The sequence below is a fragment of the Nocardia sp. NBC_00511 genome, from assembly GCF_045161165.1.
Classification (GTDB): Bacteria; Actinomycetota; Actinomycetes; order Mycobacteriales; family Mycobacteriaceae; genus Nocardia.
On sequence record NZ_CP107849.1, the window covers coordinates 3,767,846 to 3,784,169 of the forward strand.

Sequence of the window (16,324 nt, forward strand, 5' to 3'; positions counted from 1 at the left end):
CAAGCGCGGCGGTGAGCTGACCTCGAGTCTCGCTGTTGTCGCGCTGTTCGCCCTGATCTTCATGCTGGCCCGGCGCCAGCCGATCCGGGCAGACGCACCGTGAATTCGGTGCAGCCCGGGGCACTTTCGACCTGGATGTCGCCGTTGTGCGCCTTCACGACGGCGGCGACGATGGCGAGGCCGAGGCCGGTGCTGCCTGCTCGGCGGGAGCGCGAGGAGTCGCCTCGGGCGAAGCGTTCGAAGACTTCGGGGAGTAGGTCGGCGGGGATTCCGGGGCCGTCGTCGGTGATTCGCCAGACTGCTCCCCCGCGGCCGTCCTCGGTCAGTGCGGTGACGACCGTGGTTCCGGGTCGAGTGTGATTGCGGGCGTTGGCGAGTAGGTTCGAAAGCACCTGGTGTAGGCGGGCGGCGTCGCCTTCAACGACCACAGGCTCGTCGGGAAGTTCCAAGTCCCAGTTGAGGTCCGGGCCCGCGATGTGGGCGTCGCTGACCGCGTCCACAGTCAGTTGGGTGAGGTCGACGGAGGTGTGTTCCAGGGCGCGGCCGGAGTCTAGGCGGGCCAGCAGGAGCATGTCTTCGACGAGGGTGGTCATGCGGCGGGATTCGGAGTCGACGCGGCTCATGGCGTTGGCTACGTCGGGAGGGACTTCGTCGCGTTTGCGTTGTGCCAGTTCGGCATAGCCGCGGATGGCGGCGAGGGGGGTGCGCAGTTCGTGGCTGGCGTCGGCGAGGAATTGGCGGACGCGGGTTTCGCTGTCGTGGCGCGAGGACAGGGCGGCGGAGATGTGGTCGAGCATGCTGTTGAGGGCCGCGCCGAGGCGGCCGACTTCGGTGCGGGGATCGCTGTCCTCGGCTGGAACACGCACGGGCAGAGCCACTTCGCCGCGATCGAGGGGGAGATCGGCGACGCGGGCGGCGGTGGCGGCGACACGGTCCAGGGGGTCGAGGGCGCGGCGGATGAGCCAGACACCGACGGTGATGGCGATGAGCAGGACGACGACTGTGACGATCAGCAGGATCAGTAGGACCCGCATGAGGATCGCCTCGACAGAGGACAAAGGCAGCGCGGTGACAACGGTTTTGCCCGACCATGTGGTGGATGCCGTCACTCGGTAGCGGCCCTGGCCGTCGATGTTCACGGTGACCGTCTTGCCGGGCGCGACGGCTCCGAGTTGCTGACGGGCCTTGTCGGACAACGCCGTCTGGGAGCCGTCTGCGTGGATCTTGCCTGCCGCAACGGATTTGTCGGCACCGATCAGCGCGCCGATCGTATCCGGTTGTGTCCCGAAGCGATTGAGGAAGCTCGGTCCGGGTCCGGTGGTCGTCGAGGAATCCGGTGGCGGTGGCACGGGCGAGTTCGGCCCGCCGTCGGGCGGCGGTCCGATCAACGCTCCCCCGCCGGAGTCGGCGAGCGAACGCTTCTCGAATTCCAGGAGGCTCGAATCGAGTTGATGCACCAGGAACTGTTGCAGCGCAAGCTCGGTCACGATGCCGACACCGATCACCACGGTCACCAGCAGCAGCACTTGCCCGACGAGCAGGCGGGCACGCAGCGACAGTCGCCGCGTCCGCGTGCGCTCAGTTCCCGGGCTTGAGGACATATCCGGCGCCGCGCAGGGTGTGGATCATCGGTTCGCGTCCGCTGTCGACCTTCTTGCGCAGGTATGAGACGTACAGTTCGACGATGTTGGAGCGGCCGCCGAAGTCGTAGCTCCACACCCGGTCGAGGATCTGCGCCTTGCTCAACACCCGCTTCGGGTTGCGCATGAAGAAGCGCAGCAGCTCGAATTCGGTGGAGGTGAGCACGATCTCCGCGCCCGCACGCGTCACCTCGTGGCTGTCCTCGTCGAGCACCAGATCGCCGACCACGATCTGCGCGCCGGTGTCCGCACTGGTCACCCCGGTGCGCCGCAGCAGTGCACGCAACCGCAGCACGACCTCCTCGATGCTGAACGGCTTGGTGACGTAGTCGTCCCCGCCCGCGGTCAGCCCCGCGATCCGATCCTCGAGGGAATCCTTCGCGGTGAGCAGCAGCACGGGCAGCGTCGGAATCTCGCGGCGCAGTTTGCCGAGGACCTCGAGCCCGGTCATGTCCGGCAGCATCACATCCAGCACGACCACATCCGGCCGCGTCTCCCGCGCCCGGGTGAGCGCGGTCTGCCCGTCGCCGGCAGTGACGACGTTCCAGCCCTCGTACCGCAGTGCCATCGACACCAGTTCGGCCAGCGCCGGTTCGTCGTCGACGACCAGCACGGTGATCGGGCTGCCGTCGGCACGCCGCATCACCACGCGCTCGATCGGACTGTTTCCCGTGTTCACCGTAGGCATTCTTCCACCCTCGCCCCGGTTACTACGGGATTGCTATGCCGCAGCTGTGCGCCCGCTGTGAGTGCGGCGGCACAACTGCGGCGGCTTCGGGACGATCAGACTCCGGCGAGGCTGCGATGCGCCTCGACGGCGAGGCGGGTGTCCTCGGTCACCAGGTCGGCGTTGATGTGGGCTCCGGCCATCGCTCCGCCGGCCGCCGCGGCACCCACCTGGGCGCTGACGTCGGTGAGGTTGCCCGCCACCCAGACACCGGGGATGTCGGTACGACCGAATGGGTCCGCGGCGATGTATTCGCCTGCGCCGGAGGGGTGTTCGACCGGGTTCAAGCCGAGGGCGGGGAGCAGGTCGGCGCGCGCCACCATGCGGGTGGGAGCGGCGAGGATCTCGCGGGGCACCACCGTGCCGTCGGTGAGGCGTACGCCGGTGATGTGGCCTTCGGCGGATTCGATGGCTTCGATCTCACCGGTGACGATGCGAATTCCCCTGGCCGCCATCTGTTCCGCCTGCTCCTCGTTGGGCGGGTTGGCGGTGTGGGCGAAGTAGGTGATGTCGGGGCTCCACTGCCGGAAGAGCTGCGCGATGTGAATTCCCATGGGGCCCAGGCCCAGTACGCCGATCGGGCGATCGCGGACCTCGTAGCCGTGGCAGTAGGGGCAGTGCACGAGATCGTGACCCCAGTGTTCGCGCAGGCCGGGGATGTCGGGCAGTTCGTCGACCACGCCGGTGGTGACCAGCAGGCGGCGGGCCCGCGCGGTGCGACCGTCGGCCAGGGTGACGGTGAAACCGTCCGCGGTGCGGGCGAGTTCGCTCACCCGGGCGTCGATGACGTGGCCGCCGTAACCGCGCACCTCTTCGCGGCCGCGGGCCACGAGCTCGGCGGGCGGGGTGCCTTCCCGGGCGAAAAGGCCGTGTACGCCGTCGGCGGGGGCGTTGCGGGGTTCGCCCGCGTCGATCACGGCCACGCTGCGGCGGGCGCGGGCCAGCATCAGGGCGCCGTTCAATCCGGCCGCGCCGCCGCCGACCACGATCACGTCATAAGTGCTGTTCAGCTCATCGGTCATGGGGACCACCTCCTGGCAACGACCATGCCCGTCCGGCAGCGAACGTGGCAACATTCGTTGCCGTTCTGGCAAAATACCAGGATGGACGATATCGACAAGGCCCTGGAAGGGGTGGGCCCGCGGCTCAAGGAGCTGCGACGGCAGCGGGAGACCACCCTGGCCGAGCTGTCGGCCACCACCGGCATCTCGGTGAGCACGCTGTCACGGCTGGAGTCGGGCGCGCGACGGCCCACCCTCGAACAATTGCTGCCACTGGCCCGCGCCCACAACGTGACCCTCGACGAACTGGTGGACGCCCCGCAGACCGGCGATCCACGCGTGCACATGCGGCCCGTCACCCGCCACGGCATGCAGATGCTGCCGCTGACCCGCCGCGTCGGCGGCATCCAGGCCTACAAGCTGGTCCTCGAGCCGCGCCCCGGCCGCGACGAACCCAACCCGCAGGCCCACGAGGGCTACGAATGGCTCTACGTCCTCAACGGCCGCCTGCGCGTGGTCCTCGGCCCGCACGATCTGATCCTCGGCCCGGGCGAGGCCGCCGAATTCGACACCCGCGAACCCCATTGGTTCGGCGCCGCCGACGACGAACCCGTCGAATTCCTCAGCCTCTTCGGCAAACAGGGCGAACGCGCCCACCTCCGCGCCAAACCGAAGGACCGCTGAGCGAAAACCGCTCAGCGCCTCGAAAGAGGTTGTGTCACTTCAGTTTCGCATGCATCAGGTAGACGTTGTAGCTGTTCCAGGCCGAGACGGTGAAGTACAGGTCCTTGCCCGAGGACCAGGGGTGCATGAAGCCGCCGTAGGCGGTCGGGTAGTCGTCGGTGCTGAGCAGCGGCACCGGGTCGCTCCAGGTGCCCTGGGGGTCGGCGGCGGTGCGCAGGACGATCTTGCCCTTGGTGACGTCGAGGTAGACCATCTGCCACTGGGCGGATTCCTCGTCGTAGCGGATGGACAGTTCGCTGGCGGTGCCGGAAACCAAAGGGGTGGCCAGTAATTCGTTGGCGCCGTCGGCGGGGACCCAGGTGCCGTCGATCCAGTACTGGTAGGCGGATTTGTTGAGGACCTCGCCGGAAGGCACTCGGGCCAGGCCGATTACGCCGAGGCGACCGTTGGGGGTGCCGAACATGTAGACGTAGTCGCCGTGCGGGACCATGGTGGCGACCTGGAAGCGGCCGACGCCGAAGAGGTTGTCCCAGCGGGCCCATTGGGATTTGGTCCAGGTGCGGCCGTCGTCGTCGGACCAGGCGATGCCGCCCAGGTTGGTCCACCACATGCCGGGGATGCGGCTCCAGCGGTTGACCGACATGTAGGTCAGGTACTGCCGGTCCCCGACCGCGAATCCGGAGGTCGGGATGGTGGTGGTCTCGAAGTTCTTGATCTTGCGGCTGTCGAGGACCTCGGCGGCGTGGCAGGGGGTGTTCTGCACGAAGTCGTCGAGCACCAGGCCCTGCGACAGGTCGTGGCCGCTGCTGTAGGCGACCACATTGCTGCGCCAGTCCTGCTTGTCGGTGCCCGCTCCGCCGGGCTGCCAGCCCTTGCCGAAGGTGTCGCCGAACACGACCGCGACCTGACCGGGCTTGGTCTCCCACATCAGCCCGAGGTCGGTGCCGTCGACCGACCAGCGGGTGTCGGTGCGGTTGATGGATCCGTGTCCGGTCACCTGGTTCACCAGCTCGACCGAGTCCAGCTGCGGCGCGGGGACGGGCGCGGAAACCGGTGCGGGAGCGGCCGGTTGGGGGTTGGCGACCGGTGACGGCTGGGGTTCGGGCGGTTCGCCGCCGGGCACCGGGATGGGAATCGGCTCGGCTTCGGTGGTGATCTCGACCTGCGGGATCGCGACACTGCCGCCGCCGGGCGCGGCGGCCGGCGTCGGGGTCGGATTGTCACGGATCTCGGGGCACGGTGCCGCACACGGATCGGCGGGCAGTGCGGTGGAATCGACGCGGGTGTTGTCGGGTTTGGGGCCCGGCACCTGGACGGTCACGATCTGCGGAACCGGCACGCCGATCCTGATCGTCGGATTCTCCTGCGGCGCGGCCGGATCCGGCTTGCGGTTGAGCGGATCGAAGCCGGCTTCGCCACAACTGTTCACCGGCGCGGGCGCCCACGGATAGGCGTCGGCGGTGGCGGGTGCGGCGGGCAGCAGGACAGCACTCACGCTGGTCGTGCTCGCGAAGACGAGCACCGCGGTGAATCCGGTCCGGTTGGAACGTGACTGGGATCGAATTCCCATGGGTGATGAGACTCCTCGCGCAAGATCGACGCGATCACCCTAGCCGCTGCCCACCCGGATCGCGGCTCGACACGGATCGGTCGGCCGATCCGTCATTCGTGGACGCCACGGCTAGGCGCGGATTCTCGGGCCGATCAGGGCCAGTGCGGTTTCCACCGCCACATCGATGATCTCGGTGATGTCGCGCCCGTCCTCGACGGTGGAGGCGATCAGCTCCCGGAAGCCGCCGAAGAGGATGGTGGCCATCTGCCGGGTCGGCGGATGCAGGCCCGCGGACTGGAATTCCGGTGTCGCGGTGAGGTTCTGGATCAGCGCGATGAACGCCTCCGCCGCGTCGCGATGCAACTGCCGGGCGGCCTCGCCCAGGGCCGGGGTGTCGCGGATCCAGGCCAGCGTGATGGAGGTGTCGATGCGCGACACCCCGATCCAGGCCTCGATCGCCTGATGGATCTGGATGTCCCAGGCCGCGGTGACGTCGACGGCGGCATAGATCTGGTCGATCGTCTCGTTGTTGCGTTCGGTCAGCAGCGAGATGAAACAGTCCTGCTTGTCGGCGAAATGCTCGTAGAAGGTGCGCCGCGAGGTCCGGGCGTGCCGGACCACGTCGGCGACCGTGGTGTCCTTGTAGCCGCGCTCGCGCACCGCGTCGGCCATGGCGTCGAAGAGCCGCTGCCGGAAACCGGAGTCGGCGGCGGGTTCGGCGCTGGTGGCGGAATCGGCGCGGGTCACGAGCATCAGCGTAGTTTCTCCGCCACCGCCCGGGATCAGGCGGTGACCTGTTCGGGCCCGCGGTCGCGCGCGGCGGCCACCGACCGGCGGGTGAAGCGCATGGTGTCGTCCTCGATCCGGCCGTGCCGCAGCGTGATCACGTCCTGCGCGTAGTTCATGCCCAGCCGCCACGGCGCCCGCGAACCGGCCTTGGGGAAGCTGTCGATGGCGCGCAGCACGTAACCCGCCTCGAAGTCGAGCAGCGGCGCGGTGGTGACCCGCGGGTCCGGCCACGGCGTGCACTGGTCGTAGCCGTGAGTGTCCATGTGCCGCAACAACCGGCACACGAATTCGGCGACCAGGTCGGCCTTCAGCGTCCAGGACGCGTTGGTGTAGCCGATGGTGAACGCGAAGTTCGGGACACCGCTGAGCATCATGCCCTTGTAGGCCATGGTGTCGGGCGGGCGGATCTCGCGGCCGTCCACGGTCAGCGCGATGCCGCCGAGGGCGAGCAGATCCAATCCGGTTGCGGTGACCACGATGTCGGCGGGCAGTTCGGCACCGGATTCCAGGCGCAGGCCCTCGGGGGTGAAGCGCTCGATGCGGTCGGTGGCCACCGAGGCGCTGCCATCGCGGATCGCCCGGAACAGGTCACCGTTGGGCACCAGGCACAGGCGCTGATCCCACGGGTTGTAGACCGGTTTGAAATGGGTGTCGACGTCGTAGCCCTCGGGCAGCTGTTTGATGGCGAGGTTGCGGAAGAACTTGCGCATCATCTGCGGGCGGCGCCGCGAGAGCTGGTAGATCAGGGTGCTGACGGCGACGTTCTTCCACCGGGTGACGGCGTAGGCGCGCTTGTCGCCCAATAGTTCTCGCAGTTTGGTGGCGATGCCGTCGGCGGTCGGGACCGTCAGGATGTAGGTGGGTGAGCGTTGCAGCATGGTGACGTGCCCGGCGCTCTTGGCCATGGCCGGGACCAGGGTTACGGCCGTCGCGCCGCTGCCGATCACCACGACACGCTTTCCGGCGTAATCGAGTTCGGTGGGCCAGTGCTGCGGGTGCACGAGTTGCCCGGTGAAATCGTCCATTCCGGCGAAGTCCGGGGTGAAGCCCTGGTCGTAGCGGTAGTAGCCACTGCACAGGTAGAGGAAGTCACAGGTCAGGGTGGAGGCGACACCGTCGCGGGTGAAGCCGACGGTCCAGCGGGCCTCCTCCGACGACCAGGACGCACCGGTCACCTTGTGCCCGTAGCGGATTCGCTGCTCGATTCCTGCTTCGGCGGCGGTGTCGCGAATGTAGTCGAGAATGGCCGGACCGTCGGCGATGGCCTCCGACGCCACCCACGGGCGGAAGCGGTAGCCCAGGGTGTGCATGTCGGAGTCGGAGCGCACGCCCGGATAGCGGAACAGATCCCAGGTGCCGCCCATGGCTTCGCGGGCCTCGAGGATCGCGTAACTCTTTGCGGGAAGGGCACTCTGGAGGTGGTGGGCCGCGCCGATGCCGGAGAGTCCGGCCCCGACGATCAGCACGTCGACATGCTCGGTCATCACTTCGCCCCCTTCGACCCGCGGGCGCGGGCCGCGTTCATCACCACGGCCAGCACGTCGAAGTAGTGCGTCGGCGTCACCCGGGTGAGCACGTCGAACAGGTGTGCGTCGGGTCCGACCAGGATGCGCGCCTTACCGCGTTCGACTCCGCGGCAGATGATTTCGGCCGCCTTCTCCGGCGACGTGATGGTCATGGCCTCGAACTCGGCGGCCATCTGCTCGTGGGTGCGCCCCTTGCCCTCCGGATCCTTCCGGACCCGCCCGTTGCGCGCGATATTGGTGGTGATGCCGCCCGGATGCACGTTGACCGCCGAGACGCCGGTCCCCCGCAGTTCCTGCCGCAGCGCGTCGGTGAAGCCGCGCACCGCGAATTTCGCCGCGCAGTAGGCACTTTGGTACGGCATTCCGGCCAGGCCGTAGACACTCGAGGTATTGACGATCACGCCGCTGTCCTGCGCCACCAGCAGCGGCAGGAACGCGCGGGTCCCGTTCACCACGCCGTCGAAGTTGATCTGCCGCAGCCATTCGTCGTCCTCGGGCACGGTGTCGAGCACCGAGGAGGACACCGCGACACCGGCATTGTTGAACACCGCGGCCAGCGGGGCGGGCAGCCACTGCTTCACCTCGGCGGCGAAGGCCAGCTGGTCGGCGGCGTCGCGGACGTCGAGCACGCGGGTGAGCACCGGGCCGTGCAGGCTCTCGGCCGTCTCCTTCAACCCGGCCGCGTCGATATCGGCGATCGCCACCGGAGACCCACGGCGAGACAGCAATCGGGCCAGCCCGCGACCGATTCCGGAGGCCGCGCCGGTGATCATGACCGGGTGGCCGGAGAGGGGTCTAGAGGTTCGGGGCATCGGAACTCCTGGAATCGACGGTGCGGATATGGGTGTCGATGAGGTCGGCGAAGGTCGGCCACAGGGCGGCGGGCAGGTCGTGTCCCATACCGGGCAGGGTCTGCGCGCGGGCGCCCGGAATGGCGCGCGCGGTGACCACGCCGCCGGTCGGGTTGACCATGCGGTCACGATCGCCGTGCAACACCAGGGTAGGCGCGGCCACGGCGGCGAGTTCGCGAGTTCGATCGCCGGACTTGATGATTCCGGCGAGCTGACGGCCCACGCCCGCCGCCGGACGCGGGTCACGATCCCAGGTGGTCCCGGCGGTGGCGCGCAGGCGGGGCTCGTCGAACGGGTAACCGGCGGAACCGATGTGGCGGTACATGCGCACGGCGGAGTCGACGTGCTCCTCGCGGGTGCGCGCGGGCTTGCCGAACATGCGCGCCCAGGTGGACAGCGCCGGGCGGCCGACGCGGGCCGCGCCGGTGGTGGAGAAGATCGAAGTAAGCGACAGCACCCGGCTCGGGTAGCGGGCCGAAACCGTCTGCGCGATCATGCCGCCCATCGACATGCCGACCAGATGTGCTGCTTCCCAGCGCAATTCGTCGAGCAGGCCGACGGTGTCGAGGGCCAGGTCGCCGAGATCGTATTGTTCGGGGCTCCAGCGCTTGCGGGCCAGGTCGAGGGGGCCGGGCGGGCGGAATCCGGCGTGCGTGGAGTGGCCGACGTCGCGATTGTCGAATCGGACCACGTCGTAGCCGCGTTCCACCAGCAGGTCGATCAGGCCGTCGTGCCACTCGTGCAGCTGCTGCCCGAGTCCGGCGACGAGCAGCAGCGGGACACCGCCCGCGCCACGGCGTTCGTAGGCGAGGTGAATCCCGCGACCCACATCGGCGAGCTGTTCGGTCATGCCGTCACCTCTTCGCTACGCGCGCCGGTGGTTTCGCCGGCCGCGACGTTCTCGCTGTGCGCGGTATCGAGGTCGCGCACTGCCTCTCGAGGTGGACGCCGGTAGACCACGGCTCGGCCCTTCTTCGCGGGAACCAGTGCGACGCCGCGGAAATGGGCGCGTTCGTCGGGCGCGTCGGTGGTCTCCAGGGTGAAATCGCGCAGCAGCGTGCGCAGCACGACGTTCATCTCCATGGTCGCGAAGGCCGCGCCGATGCAGCGACGCGCCCCGCCGCCGAACGGAATCCAGCTGAAGGTGCCGGGCCGCTTGCCGAGGAACCGGTCCGGGTTGAAAGCCCTTGGATCGGTGAACAGTTCGGCGTTGTCGTGCATGAGCCGGATGCTGACGATCACGTGCTGGCCGCGCGGCAGCGTCCAGCGGCCCAGCTGTACGGAATCGGCGCGGACCTTGCGGATGGTGGAGTCGATGACCGGGCGCACCCGCTGGGTTTCCAGCAGGGTCGCCTCGCGCAGTTCGGAGCCGCCGGCGTCGGCCTCGGTGACCAGGCGCTCGAGGATGTCCGGATGCCGTCGCAGGCGTTCGATGGTCCACGACAGTGAGGTGGCGGTGGTCTCGTGCCCGGCGGTCAGCAGCGTGAGCAGCTCGTCGGCGATCTCGCTGTGGGTCATGGCCGAACCGTCGTCGTAGCGGGCCTGCAGCAGCATGGCCAGCACGTCGTCACGCTCGGCGAGATCCGGGTCGGCGGCGGCGCGCTCGATGAGGCGGGTGACGATCGCGTCGTACCGGTCGCGGTGGGCGGCGAAGCGTGCCCACGGGCCGTAGCGGCCGAAGAACTTGCGCGGCACCGGAATCGCGGCCAGCGCGGAGCCCACGAGCACCAGTTTCGGCAGCAGCGTGCGCAAGCGGTCGAATTCGGCACCCTCGGCTCCGAAGACGGCACGCAGGATCACGTTGAGGGTGATCCGCATCATCGAGTCCATGGTCGCGAACTCGGTGCCCGAGGGCCAGGTGGCCATCTCGCGGACGGCCTCCTCCTCGATCAGCGCCTCGTACACGGTGAGGCGGCGGCCGTGGAACGGTGGCGTGAGCAGTTTGCGTTCGCGGCGATGGTTCTCGCCGCGCTTGGCGAACAGTGAACCGGGACCGAGGAATTGGCCGAGGTTGGCGTCGATATTGTCGACCAGGTCGGTGTGCGTGGTGAACAGCGCCTTGACTTCGGCCGGGTCGGAGAGCACCACGGTGGGTCCGAAGCGCGGCATGCTCACCACGAAGGCCGAGCCGTAGCGGCGGTGTAGTCGTCGCCAGGCCCGGGTGCGACCGGCCAGGATCTCCACGCCCTGCACGAAGGCGGGTGTCGTCGGTCCGTCGGGCAATCTCACTGTGCTCATGCGCCATCTCCCAGCCTGGTACCTCTGCGTACCAACAGCACGGTACGCCGACGTACCAGGGTGTGGCAAGCGTCACTTTCCAGGCGGAGAGCGACTCGGCTCGACGCCGTGAGAGTGCGAGTTCCCGCTAGAGCGGCGGCATCGAACGCGCCGGATGCGCGGGGTCGTAGATCGACAGCGGTGGCCCCTCCCCCGCGGGGTGCACCTCGAGTTTGCCGGTAGCGCCGAGCAGAATGCGCCGCCCCGGATAGGTACGCTGGGCGATCTCCACGTCGCGCTCGTCGAACTGGTCACAGCCGGTGAAAACCAGTACGCCGTAATGCAATTCGGTGGCGTACACACTGGCGGGCCATCGATGCAGCCACACGTCGAGATCGAAGAGCGTGTCGGATTTGGGCAGGTGAGTGCCAACCGTCATGCGCGAATGGTAGTCCCGCTATCGGTTTGCCGGAACGACTTTCGACGGCCCCGAACCCGGCGAGTTGCGTAAGGATTTCGACAATCGGACATCCCGGACACGCGCCGATTCAGCGGTGCCCGACCGCGCCCGCCGCGGACTTCGCTATCGTCACAGTCTGTCGGGGGGCTGAACGGGAGGTCTCATGGTGGAGACCGCCATCGAAAGATGGCACCGCAGGGCGGTGGCGCTGATCGCGAACTTCGCGGCCGGTGCCCCGCCCTATGACGCGCTGCCGAAATCCATGATGGACGCCGACTTCATTCCCGCCGCGCAACTGAACGTGGACCTGTTCTTCCGGTTCGCGGGCACCGGCGAGGAACCCGCCGAGACCGATACCGAACCGCTGATCACGCGGGCGGTCACCCTGGTCCGCGACGGCATGCCGATGGCCGAGGCGCTCACCAACTACCGGGTCGGGCTCGGTTTCATCTGGAGTCACGTGGTCGGCGAGGTCGAGCAGGCGGACGCGATCACCGCCGCCGACACCGCGTTCCGGCTGGCCCAGTACGTGGCGCTGATGACCGCGCGGATCGCCGACGCCTGCGTCGACGATGTGCGGCAGTCCCGCTACGACCGCATCGAGCAGCATCGGGCCGTGGCCGAGGCGCTGCTCACCGGCGGTGACCCCTACGAGTGGGCCGAGGACGCGACGGTCGCGATCGTGGACGCCTATGTGGTGGCGGTGATCCGGCTCGGCGACGCGCAACCCGGCATCCTCACCGAATTGAGGCGGCGGCTCAACGGGATCGCGGGCAGCTTCCTCTATCGCGACAGCGGCGGCTGGACCACCCTGCTGCCGCTGCGGTCCGCGGCCGACGAGAACGCGGCCGTGCACAGCCTCACCGACATTCTCACACCCCGCACCCCGACCTCGAAACCGCCACTGTGGGTGGGGGTTTCGGCCGCGAGCCGGGACGGGTTGCCGGAGGCGTTCGCCGAGGCGCGGGTGCTCGCGGAGACCGGGCGCGCCCTGCGCTGGCCTCGAATGTTCTGCCGCCGTGAGGAATTGGTGTTCGAGTACGCCATCGCGACCTCGAGCGCGGCGAAGAATCTGCGGCGCATCCTGGATCCACTCGACGGTCAGCCGGTGCTCGCCGAGACCCTCGAGGTGTTCATCCTGCAGCAGTTCAACCAGAACGGCGCGGCGCGAGAACTGTCGGTGCACCGCAACACGGTGACCTATCGGCTGTCCCGGATCGCGGAGCTGACCGGGTACGACCCGCAGACTCCGGCCGGGATCTCGACGCTGATGGGGGCCCGGGTCGCGCGGCAGCTGGCGCAGGACTGAGCACTCCCGTTCGCGGAGCACCGATTTCGATCAGCCGACGACCAGCAGTCGCACGATCGCCTGCACGAAGCCCTCGATGCGTTCGCGCGGATAGCCCTCCGGTTCGCTGACCGCCAATCGGCCCAGCATCTCGGCAATGGTGAGCAGTGAGTTGGTGAGCAGGCCGGAATCGACTCCGGCCCAACGAGAGTCGATGGCCAGGCCGATCCGCACCAACGCCTCGGCCTGATCGAAGATGCCCGCACGCGAGCTGCGAATGGCCTCGCGGTATTCGTCTGGGGCGTTGCCGGGACCCGAGAGCAGCAGTCGCCAGCGGGTCGGATTGCGCAGCGCCACATCGACGAACGCCTCGACGGTCGCGGACGCGGCGACCACCGGGTCCGCGCCGAGCAGATCGGTGGGCAGGGTGTCGGCGACCTGGTCGAGGGCGCGTTCGCGTTCGCGTTCGAGCAGGGCGGCGACGAGTTCGGCGCGGGTCTTGAACACGGTGTACAGCACCGGTTTTCCGACACCGGCCTCCTGCGCGACGGCCTCCATGCTGAGCTCGTGCAGTTCGGCCTTCTCCAGGACGGCGAAGGCGGCGTCGAGGAGTTGGGCGCGGCGTTGCTCGGGGGGCAGGCGTGGTGCGTAGCGCCGACGCGGCCGCTCGGCCGCCACACCCGGTTTGCTCACTGCCGCCTCACCTTCACCGGCCCATTCTGTCATCCCGGCCACGGGGTTCCGTGCCGGTCCGGGTCAAAGATACGCCACCGTTGTATTCGAAGCGAGTAATTGCTACGGTGGCGTCATATTCAATGGGATCGAACATGCAGAGGAGCCCCAGTGACCTTCGATCCGACCACCCTCCGCCGCGACGACTACGGCTTCTTCGGCCCCGACTCGCCGAGTTGGAAGGTGTGGACCTCGCCCACCGCGGTGATCGGCTTTCAGCGCGCGGTCGCCCTCGAGTTCTTCGATCCGTTCCTGACCGCCTCGGTCAGCGACACCGCCAAGATCTACTCCGATCCGCGCCACCGTCTCGACGCCACCTTCGCGTACTTCCTGATCGTGGCCATCGGCGACACCCGCACCGCCATCCAGGCGTCGGAACACCTGATGACGATCCACGCCAAGTCGACCGGCATCGAGCCGATCAGCGGGCAGCGCTACAGCCCCAACAATCCCGAAACCCAGCTGTGGATCCACATCACCGGCTGGCACTCGGTGCTCAAGGCCTACGAGATGTTCGGTCCCGGACTGACTCCCGAGGAGGAGCAGCGCTTCTGGCAGGAATGCCGGGTCGCCGCCGAACTGCAGACCTGCAAGCCGGAGGACGTGCCCGTCACCCGTGAGGGCGTGCGCGAGTACTACGCGCAGGTGCGGGCGCGGCTGTGCACCTCCGAGCGCGCGCAGGCGGGCATGCACCAGATGTTGTTCACCTCGCCCAAGAACGGCGCGGGCTGGACCTACGCACTCGGCGCGCGACTGCTGTCGTTCGCGTCCATCGCGACCCTGCCCAAGTGGATGCGGAAGCTCGGCCAGTTCGACCGGCCCCGCATCGTGGACCTGCTGGTCCGCCCGGCGGCGCGAATCCTGGTGTGGCTGTTCACCCTTTTCGGCAAGAAGGGCCTGATCATGGCCGCGCCGATCATCGCCCCGATGGCGGGTCAGATCCTGGATTCGCACCAGAGGTCCGGTCTCCCGGCCACTCTCGAAACGCGGACACCGGCCGAAGGGCGCGAGTTGTACGGCACCCGAGGCCGTCGCAATATCTCCGCCGCCAGCTGAGTCGGCACCCACGAAACGGCATCCGCGCCGGGCTACTCGCCCCGGCCGGGTGCCGTTTTCGCGCGTCCGGGCCTGGAACACCAGCGTTGCGTGATTGAACGGAAGTGATCATCGGGCTAGGCTCGGGCGCGGACGAACGCACCGATCGAGCCGAGGATGATGCGATGAGGCAAGCGTTCGACGCTTGGAAACGAACCGTGACGCGCGGGGCCAGCACCCGCGCCATCGCCGAGCGCCTCGACTCCAATGGACCGCGGGTCAAGCGCCATTTGGAAGAGTCCGATCCCCCGGTCGCCGACACCGTCATCGAACTGGCCCGAGCCTATGGCGCGAACCCGGTGGAGGGACTGATCGCGGCCGGACTGCTCACCCGCAGCGACGTCGACCGCGCCGCCACGAAGGACGCACTCGCCGAAGTACCCATGTTGCAGCTGCTCGAGGAAGCCGCCGAGCGCGAACGCCGCGCCGTGGAGCGCCGCACCCCGGCCCACGAGCGCCCCGTCGAGAGCGAGGAGCGGCGCAACCGCAGATTCCGGCGCAAGATCGGCGAAGGGATGCTGTGATGACGCCGGTGCTGCTGGCGGTCGCGGGGGTCGGCGGGCTGGCGCTCACCGTGGCCTACGCGATCTCCGGCATCCTCGGCTATCGGGAACTCCGTGCCCGGCCCGTCGAGGTCCCGGCGACCGGCTAGGGCGCGACCGCCAGGAAGACGAAGGCGGAGAACAGCGACAGGTGCACCACGCCCTGCATCGGGGTGGCGCGGCCGGGGACCACGGTGAGCAGGCCGACGATGACGGTGATGGCCAGCAGCACCATCTCGGTGGGGCCGAGGCCGAGCACCAGCGGGGAATCGAGCCAGATCGAGGCGACCGCGATGGCGGGGATGGTGAGACCGATGCTGGCCATCGCGGAACCCAGGGCCAGATTCAGGCTGACCTGGACGCGGCCGCCGCGCGCGGCGCGGACCGCGGACAGCGCCTCGGGCAGCAGCACCAGCAGCGCGATCACGACACCGACTGCGGCACGCGGCAATCCGGCCGCTTCGACTCCGGATTCGATGGCCGGGGATACCGCCTTGGCCAGCCCGACCACGCCGACCAGGGCCACGATCAGCAGGACCAGGCTGGTCCAGGCGGCGCGCAGGCCGGGGCGCTCACCGGTGACGTCGTTGCCGCCGGGTTCGACGGGCAGGAAGTCCTCGCGGTGGCGCACGGTCTGCATGGCCACGAAGCAGCCGTAGAGGACCAGGGAGGCGACGGCCGCGAATCCCAGTTGCGCGGGCGAGAATCGGGGGCCGGGCTGACTGGTGGTGAAGGTCGGCAGCACCAGGCTCAGGGTGGCCAGGGTGGCGACGGTGGCCAGGGCCGCGCCGGTGCCCTCGGAGTTGAAGACGGCGACCCGGCGGCGCAGCGCGCCGACCAGCAGGGCCAGTCCGAAGATGCCGTTGCAGGTGATCATGACGGCCGCGAAGACGGTGTCGCGGGCCAGCGTGGCGGCCTTGTCCCCCGCCGACACCATGAGGGTCAGGATCAACCCGACCTCGATCACGGTGACCGCGACGGCCAGCACCAGCGCGCCGAACGGTTCACCGACCCGGTGCGCCACCACGTCCGCGTGGTGCACCGCGGCCAGCACCGCACCGAACAGCAGCATGAACAGCGGGATGTCGGCGAGCAGTGACAGTTCCCGCCCCCACACACCCACGAGCACCGCGAGCGCGATCAGCGGTAGTACGACGGTCGGGCGGATTCTGCTGAGGAGCAAGGCATTCCCATACGGTTCGGGCGAGCCACCGCGCGGC

At 68.7% G+C, this 16,324-nt stretch carries 17 protein-coding genes; 5 read left to right on the forward strand and 12 right to left on the reverse strand.

Annotated elements, in window-relative coordinates:
• Positions 1-59: 59 nt before the first annotated feature.
• The 3 genes from OG300_RS17735 to OG300_RS17745 form a co-directional block, all read right to left on the reverse strand.
• Positions 60-1,601, reverse strand: a complete 1,542-nt coding sequence (locus tag OG300_RS17735; RefSeq protein ID WP_405497305.1) for a sensor histidine kinase — start codon at positions 1,599-1,601, stop codon at positions 60-62.
• Complete coding sequence (locus tag OG300_RS17740) at positions 1,579-2,283, reverse strand: response regulator transcription factor (protein WP_405498580.1); 705 nt, start codon at positions 2,281-2,283, stop codon at positions 1,579-1,581. The genes OG300_RS17735 and OG300_RS17740 overlap by 23 nt, the downstream gene beginning before the upstream one ends.
• Positions 2,284-2,423: 140 nt before the next feature.
• Complete coding sequence (locus OG300_RS17745; protein WP_405497307.1) at positions 2,424-3,389, reverse strand: NAD(P)/FAD-dependent oxidoreductase; 966 nt, start codon at positions 3,387-3,389, stop codon at positions 2,424-2,426.
• A gap of 81 nt (positions 3,390-3,470) precedes the next feature.
• On the opposite strand from OG300_RS17745, the gene OG300_RS17750 reads away from it, so the two are divergent.
• A complete protein-coding gene (locus OG300_RS17750; protein WP_405497309.1) occupies positions 3,471-4,052 on the forward strand; it encodes a helix-turn-helix domain-containing protein in 582 nt (193 codons plus the stop codon).
• Between the two features lie 34 nt (positions 4,053-4,086).
• Here the strand turns inward: OG300_RS17750 and OG300_RS17755 are convergent, their stop codons facing one another.
• The 7 genes from OG300_RS17755 to OG300_RS17785 form a co-directional block, all read right to left on the reverse strand.
• Positions 4,087-5,622 (reverse strand): DUF4185 domain-containing protein, encoded by a 1,536-nt coding sequence (locus tag OG300_RS17755; RefSeq protein ID WP_405497311.1) that lies wholly within the window; start codon positions 5,620-5,622, stop codon positions 4,087-4,089.
• Positions 5,623-5,733: 111 nt separating this feature from the next.
• Positions 5,734-6,351, reverse strand: a complete 618-nt coding sequence (locus tag OG300_RS17760) for a TetR/AcrR family transcriptional regulator (RefSeq protein ID WP_405497313.1) — start codon at positions 6,349-6,351, stop codon at positions 5,734-5,736.
• A 35-nt stretch (positions 6,352-6,386) separates the two neighbouring features.
• Entirely contained in the window at positions 6,387-7,877 is a 1,491-nt protein-coding gene (locus tag OG300_RS17765; protein ID WP_405497315.1) for a flavin-containing monooxygenase, read from the reverse strand.
• Positions 7,877-8,731 (reverse strand): SDR family NAD(P)-dependent oxidoreductase, encoded by an 855-nt coding sequence (locus tag OG300_RS17770; RefSeq protein WP_405497317.1) that lies wholly within the window; start codon positions 8,729-8,731, stop codon positions 7,877-7,879. Before OG300_RS17770 ends, OG300_RS17765 begins: the two co-directional genes overlap by 1 nt.
• Complete coding sequence (locus OG300_RS17775) at positions 8,715-9,620, reverse strand: alpha/beta fold hydrolase (protein WP_405497319.1); 906 nt, start codon at positions 9,618-9,620, stop codon at positions 8,715-8,717. Before OG300_RS17775 ends, OG300_RS17770 begins: the two co-directional genes overlap by 17 nt.
• Positions 9,617-11,008 carry a cytochrome P450 gene (locus tag OG300_RS17780; protein WP_405497321.1) on the reverse strand — a complete coding sequence of 464 codons (1,392 nt, stop codon included), beginning with the start codon at positions 11,006-11,008 and terminating at the stop codon, positions 9,617-9,619. Before OG300_RS17780 ends, OG300_RS17775 begins: the two co-directional genes overlap by 4 nt.
• Before the next feature lie 127 nt (positions 11,009-11,135).
• The gene (locus OG300_RS17785; protein ID WP_405497323.1) at positions 11,136-11,426 is read right to left on the reverse strand and encodes a hypothetical protein; all 291 of its coding nucleotides are present in this window, start codon (positions 11,424-11,426) and stop codon (positions 11,136-11,138) included.
• Positions 11,427-11,610: 184 nt separating this feature from the next.
• Here OG300_RS17785 and OG300_RS17790 point away from each other — a divergent pair, with 184 nt between their 5' ends.
• Positions 11,611-12,756: a PucR family transcriptional regulator gene (locus OG300_RS17790; RefSeq protein WP_405497325.1), complete on the forward strand. Its 1,146-nt coding sequence runs from the start codon at positions 11,611-11,613 to the stop codon at positions 12,754-12,756.
• 30 nt (positions 12,757-12,786) lie between these two features.
• On the opposite strand, the gene OG300_RS17795 is transcribed toward OG300_RS17790, so the two are convergent.
• Positions 12,787-13,428, reverse strand: coding sequence for a TetR/AcrR family transcriptional regulator (locus tag OG300_RS17795; protein WP_405497327.1), 642 nt, complete (start codon positions 13,426-13,428; stop codon positions 12,787-12,789).
• A 150-nt stretch (positions 13,429-13,578) separates the two neighbouring features.
• On the opposite strand from OG300_RS17795, the gene OG300_RS17800 reads away from it, so the two are divergent.
• The 3 genes from OG300_RS17800 to OG300_RS17810 all read left to right on the forward strand — a co-directional run bounded on the left by OG300_RS17800 (position 13,579) and on the right by OG300_RS17810 (position 15,214).
• Complete coding sequence (locus OG300_RS17800; protein WP_405497329.1) at positions 13,579-14,523, forward strand: oxygenase MpaB family protein; 945 nt, start codon at positions 13,579-13,581, stop codon at positions 14,521-14,523.
• Positions 14,524-14,687: 164 nt separating this feature from the next.
• Positions 14,688-15,086, forward strand: coding sequence for a hypothetical protein (locus tag OG300_RS17805; RefSeq protein WP_405497331.1), 399 nt, complete (start codon positions 14,688-14,690; stop codon positions 15,084-15,086).
• Complete coding sequence (locus OG300_RS17810; protein ID WP_405497333.1) at positions 15,086-15,214, forward strand: hypothetical protein; 129 nt, start codon at positions 15,086-15,088, stop codon at positions 15,212-15,214. The genes OG300_RS17805 and OG300_RS17810 overlap by 1 nt, the downstream gene beginning before the upstream one ends.
• On the opposite strand, the gene OG300_RS17815 is transcribed toward OG300_RS17810, so the two are convergent.
• The gene (locus OG300_RS17815) at positions 15,211-16,287 is read right to left on the reverse strand and encodes a calcium:proton antiporter (protein ID WP_405497336.1); all 1,077 of its coding nucleotides are present in this window, start codon (positions 16,285-16,287) and stop codon (positions 15,211-15,213) included. The two genes, OG300_RS17810 and OG300_RS17815, sit on opposite strands and share 4 nt — an antisense overlap.
• Positions 16,288-16,324: the final 37 nt, after the last annotated feature.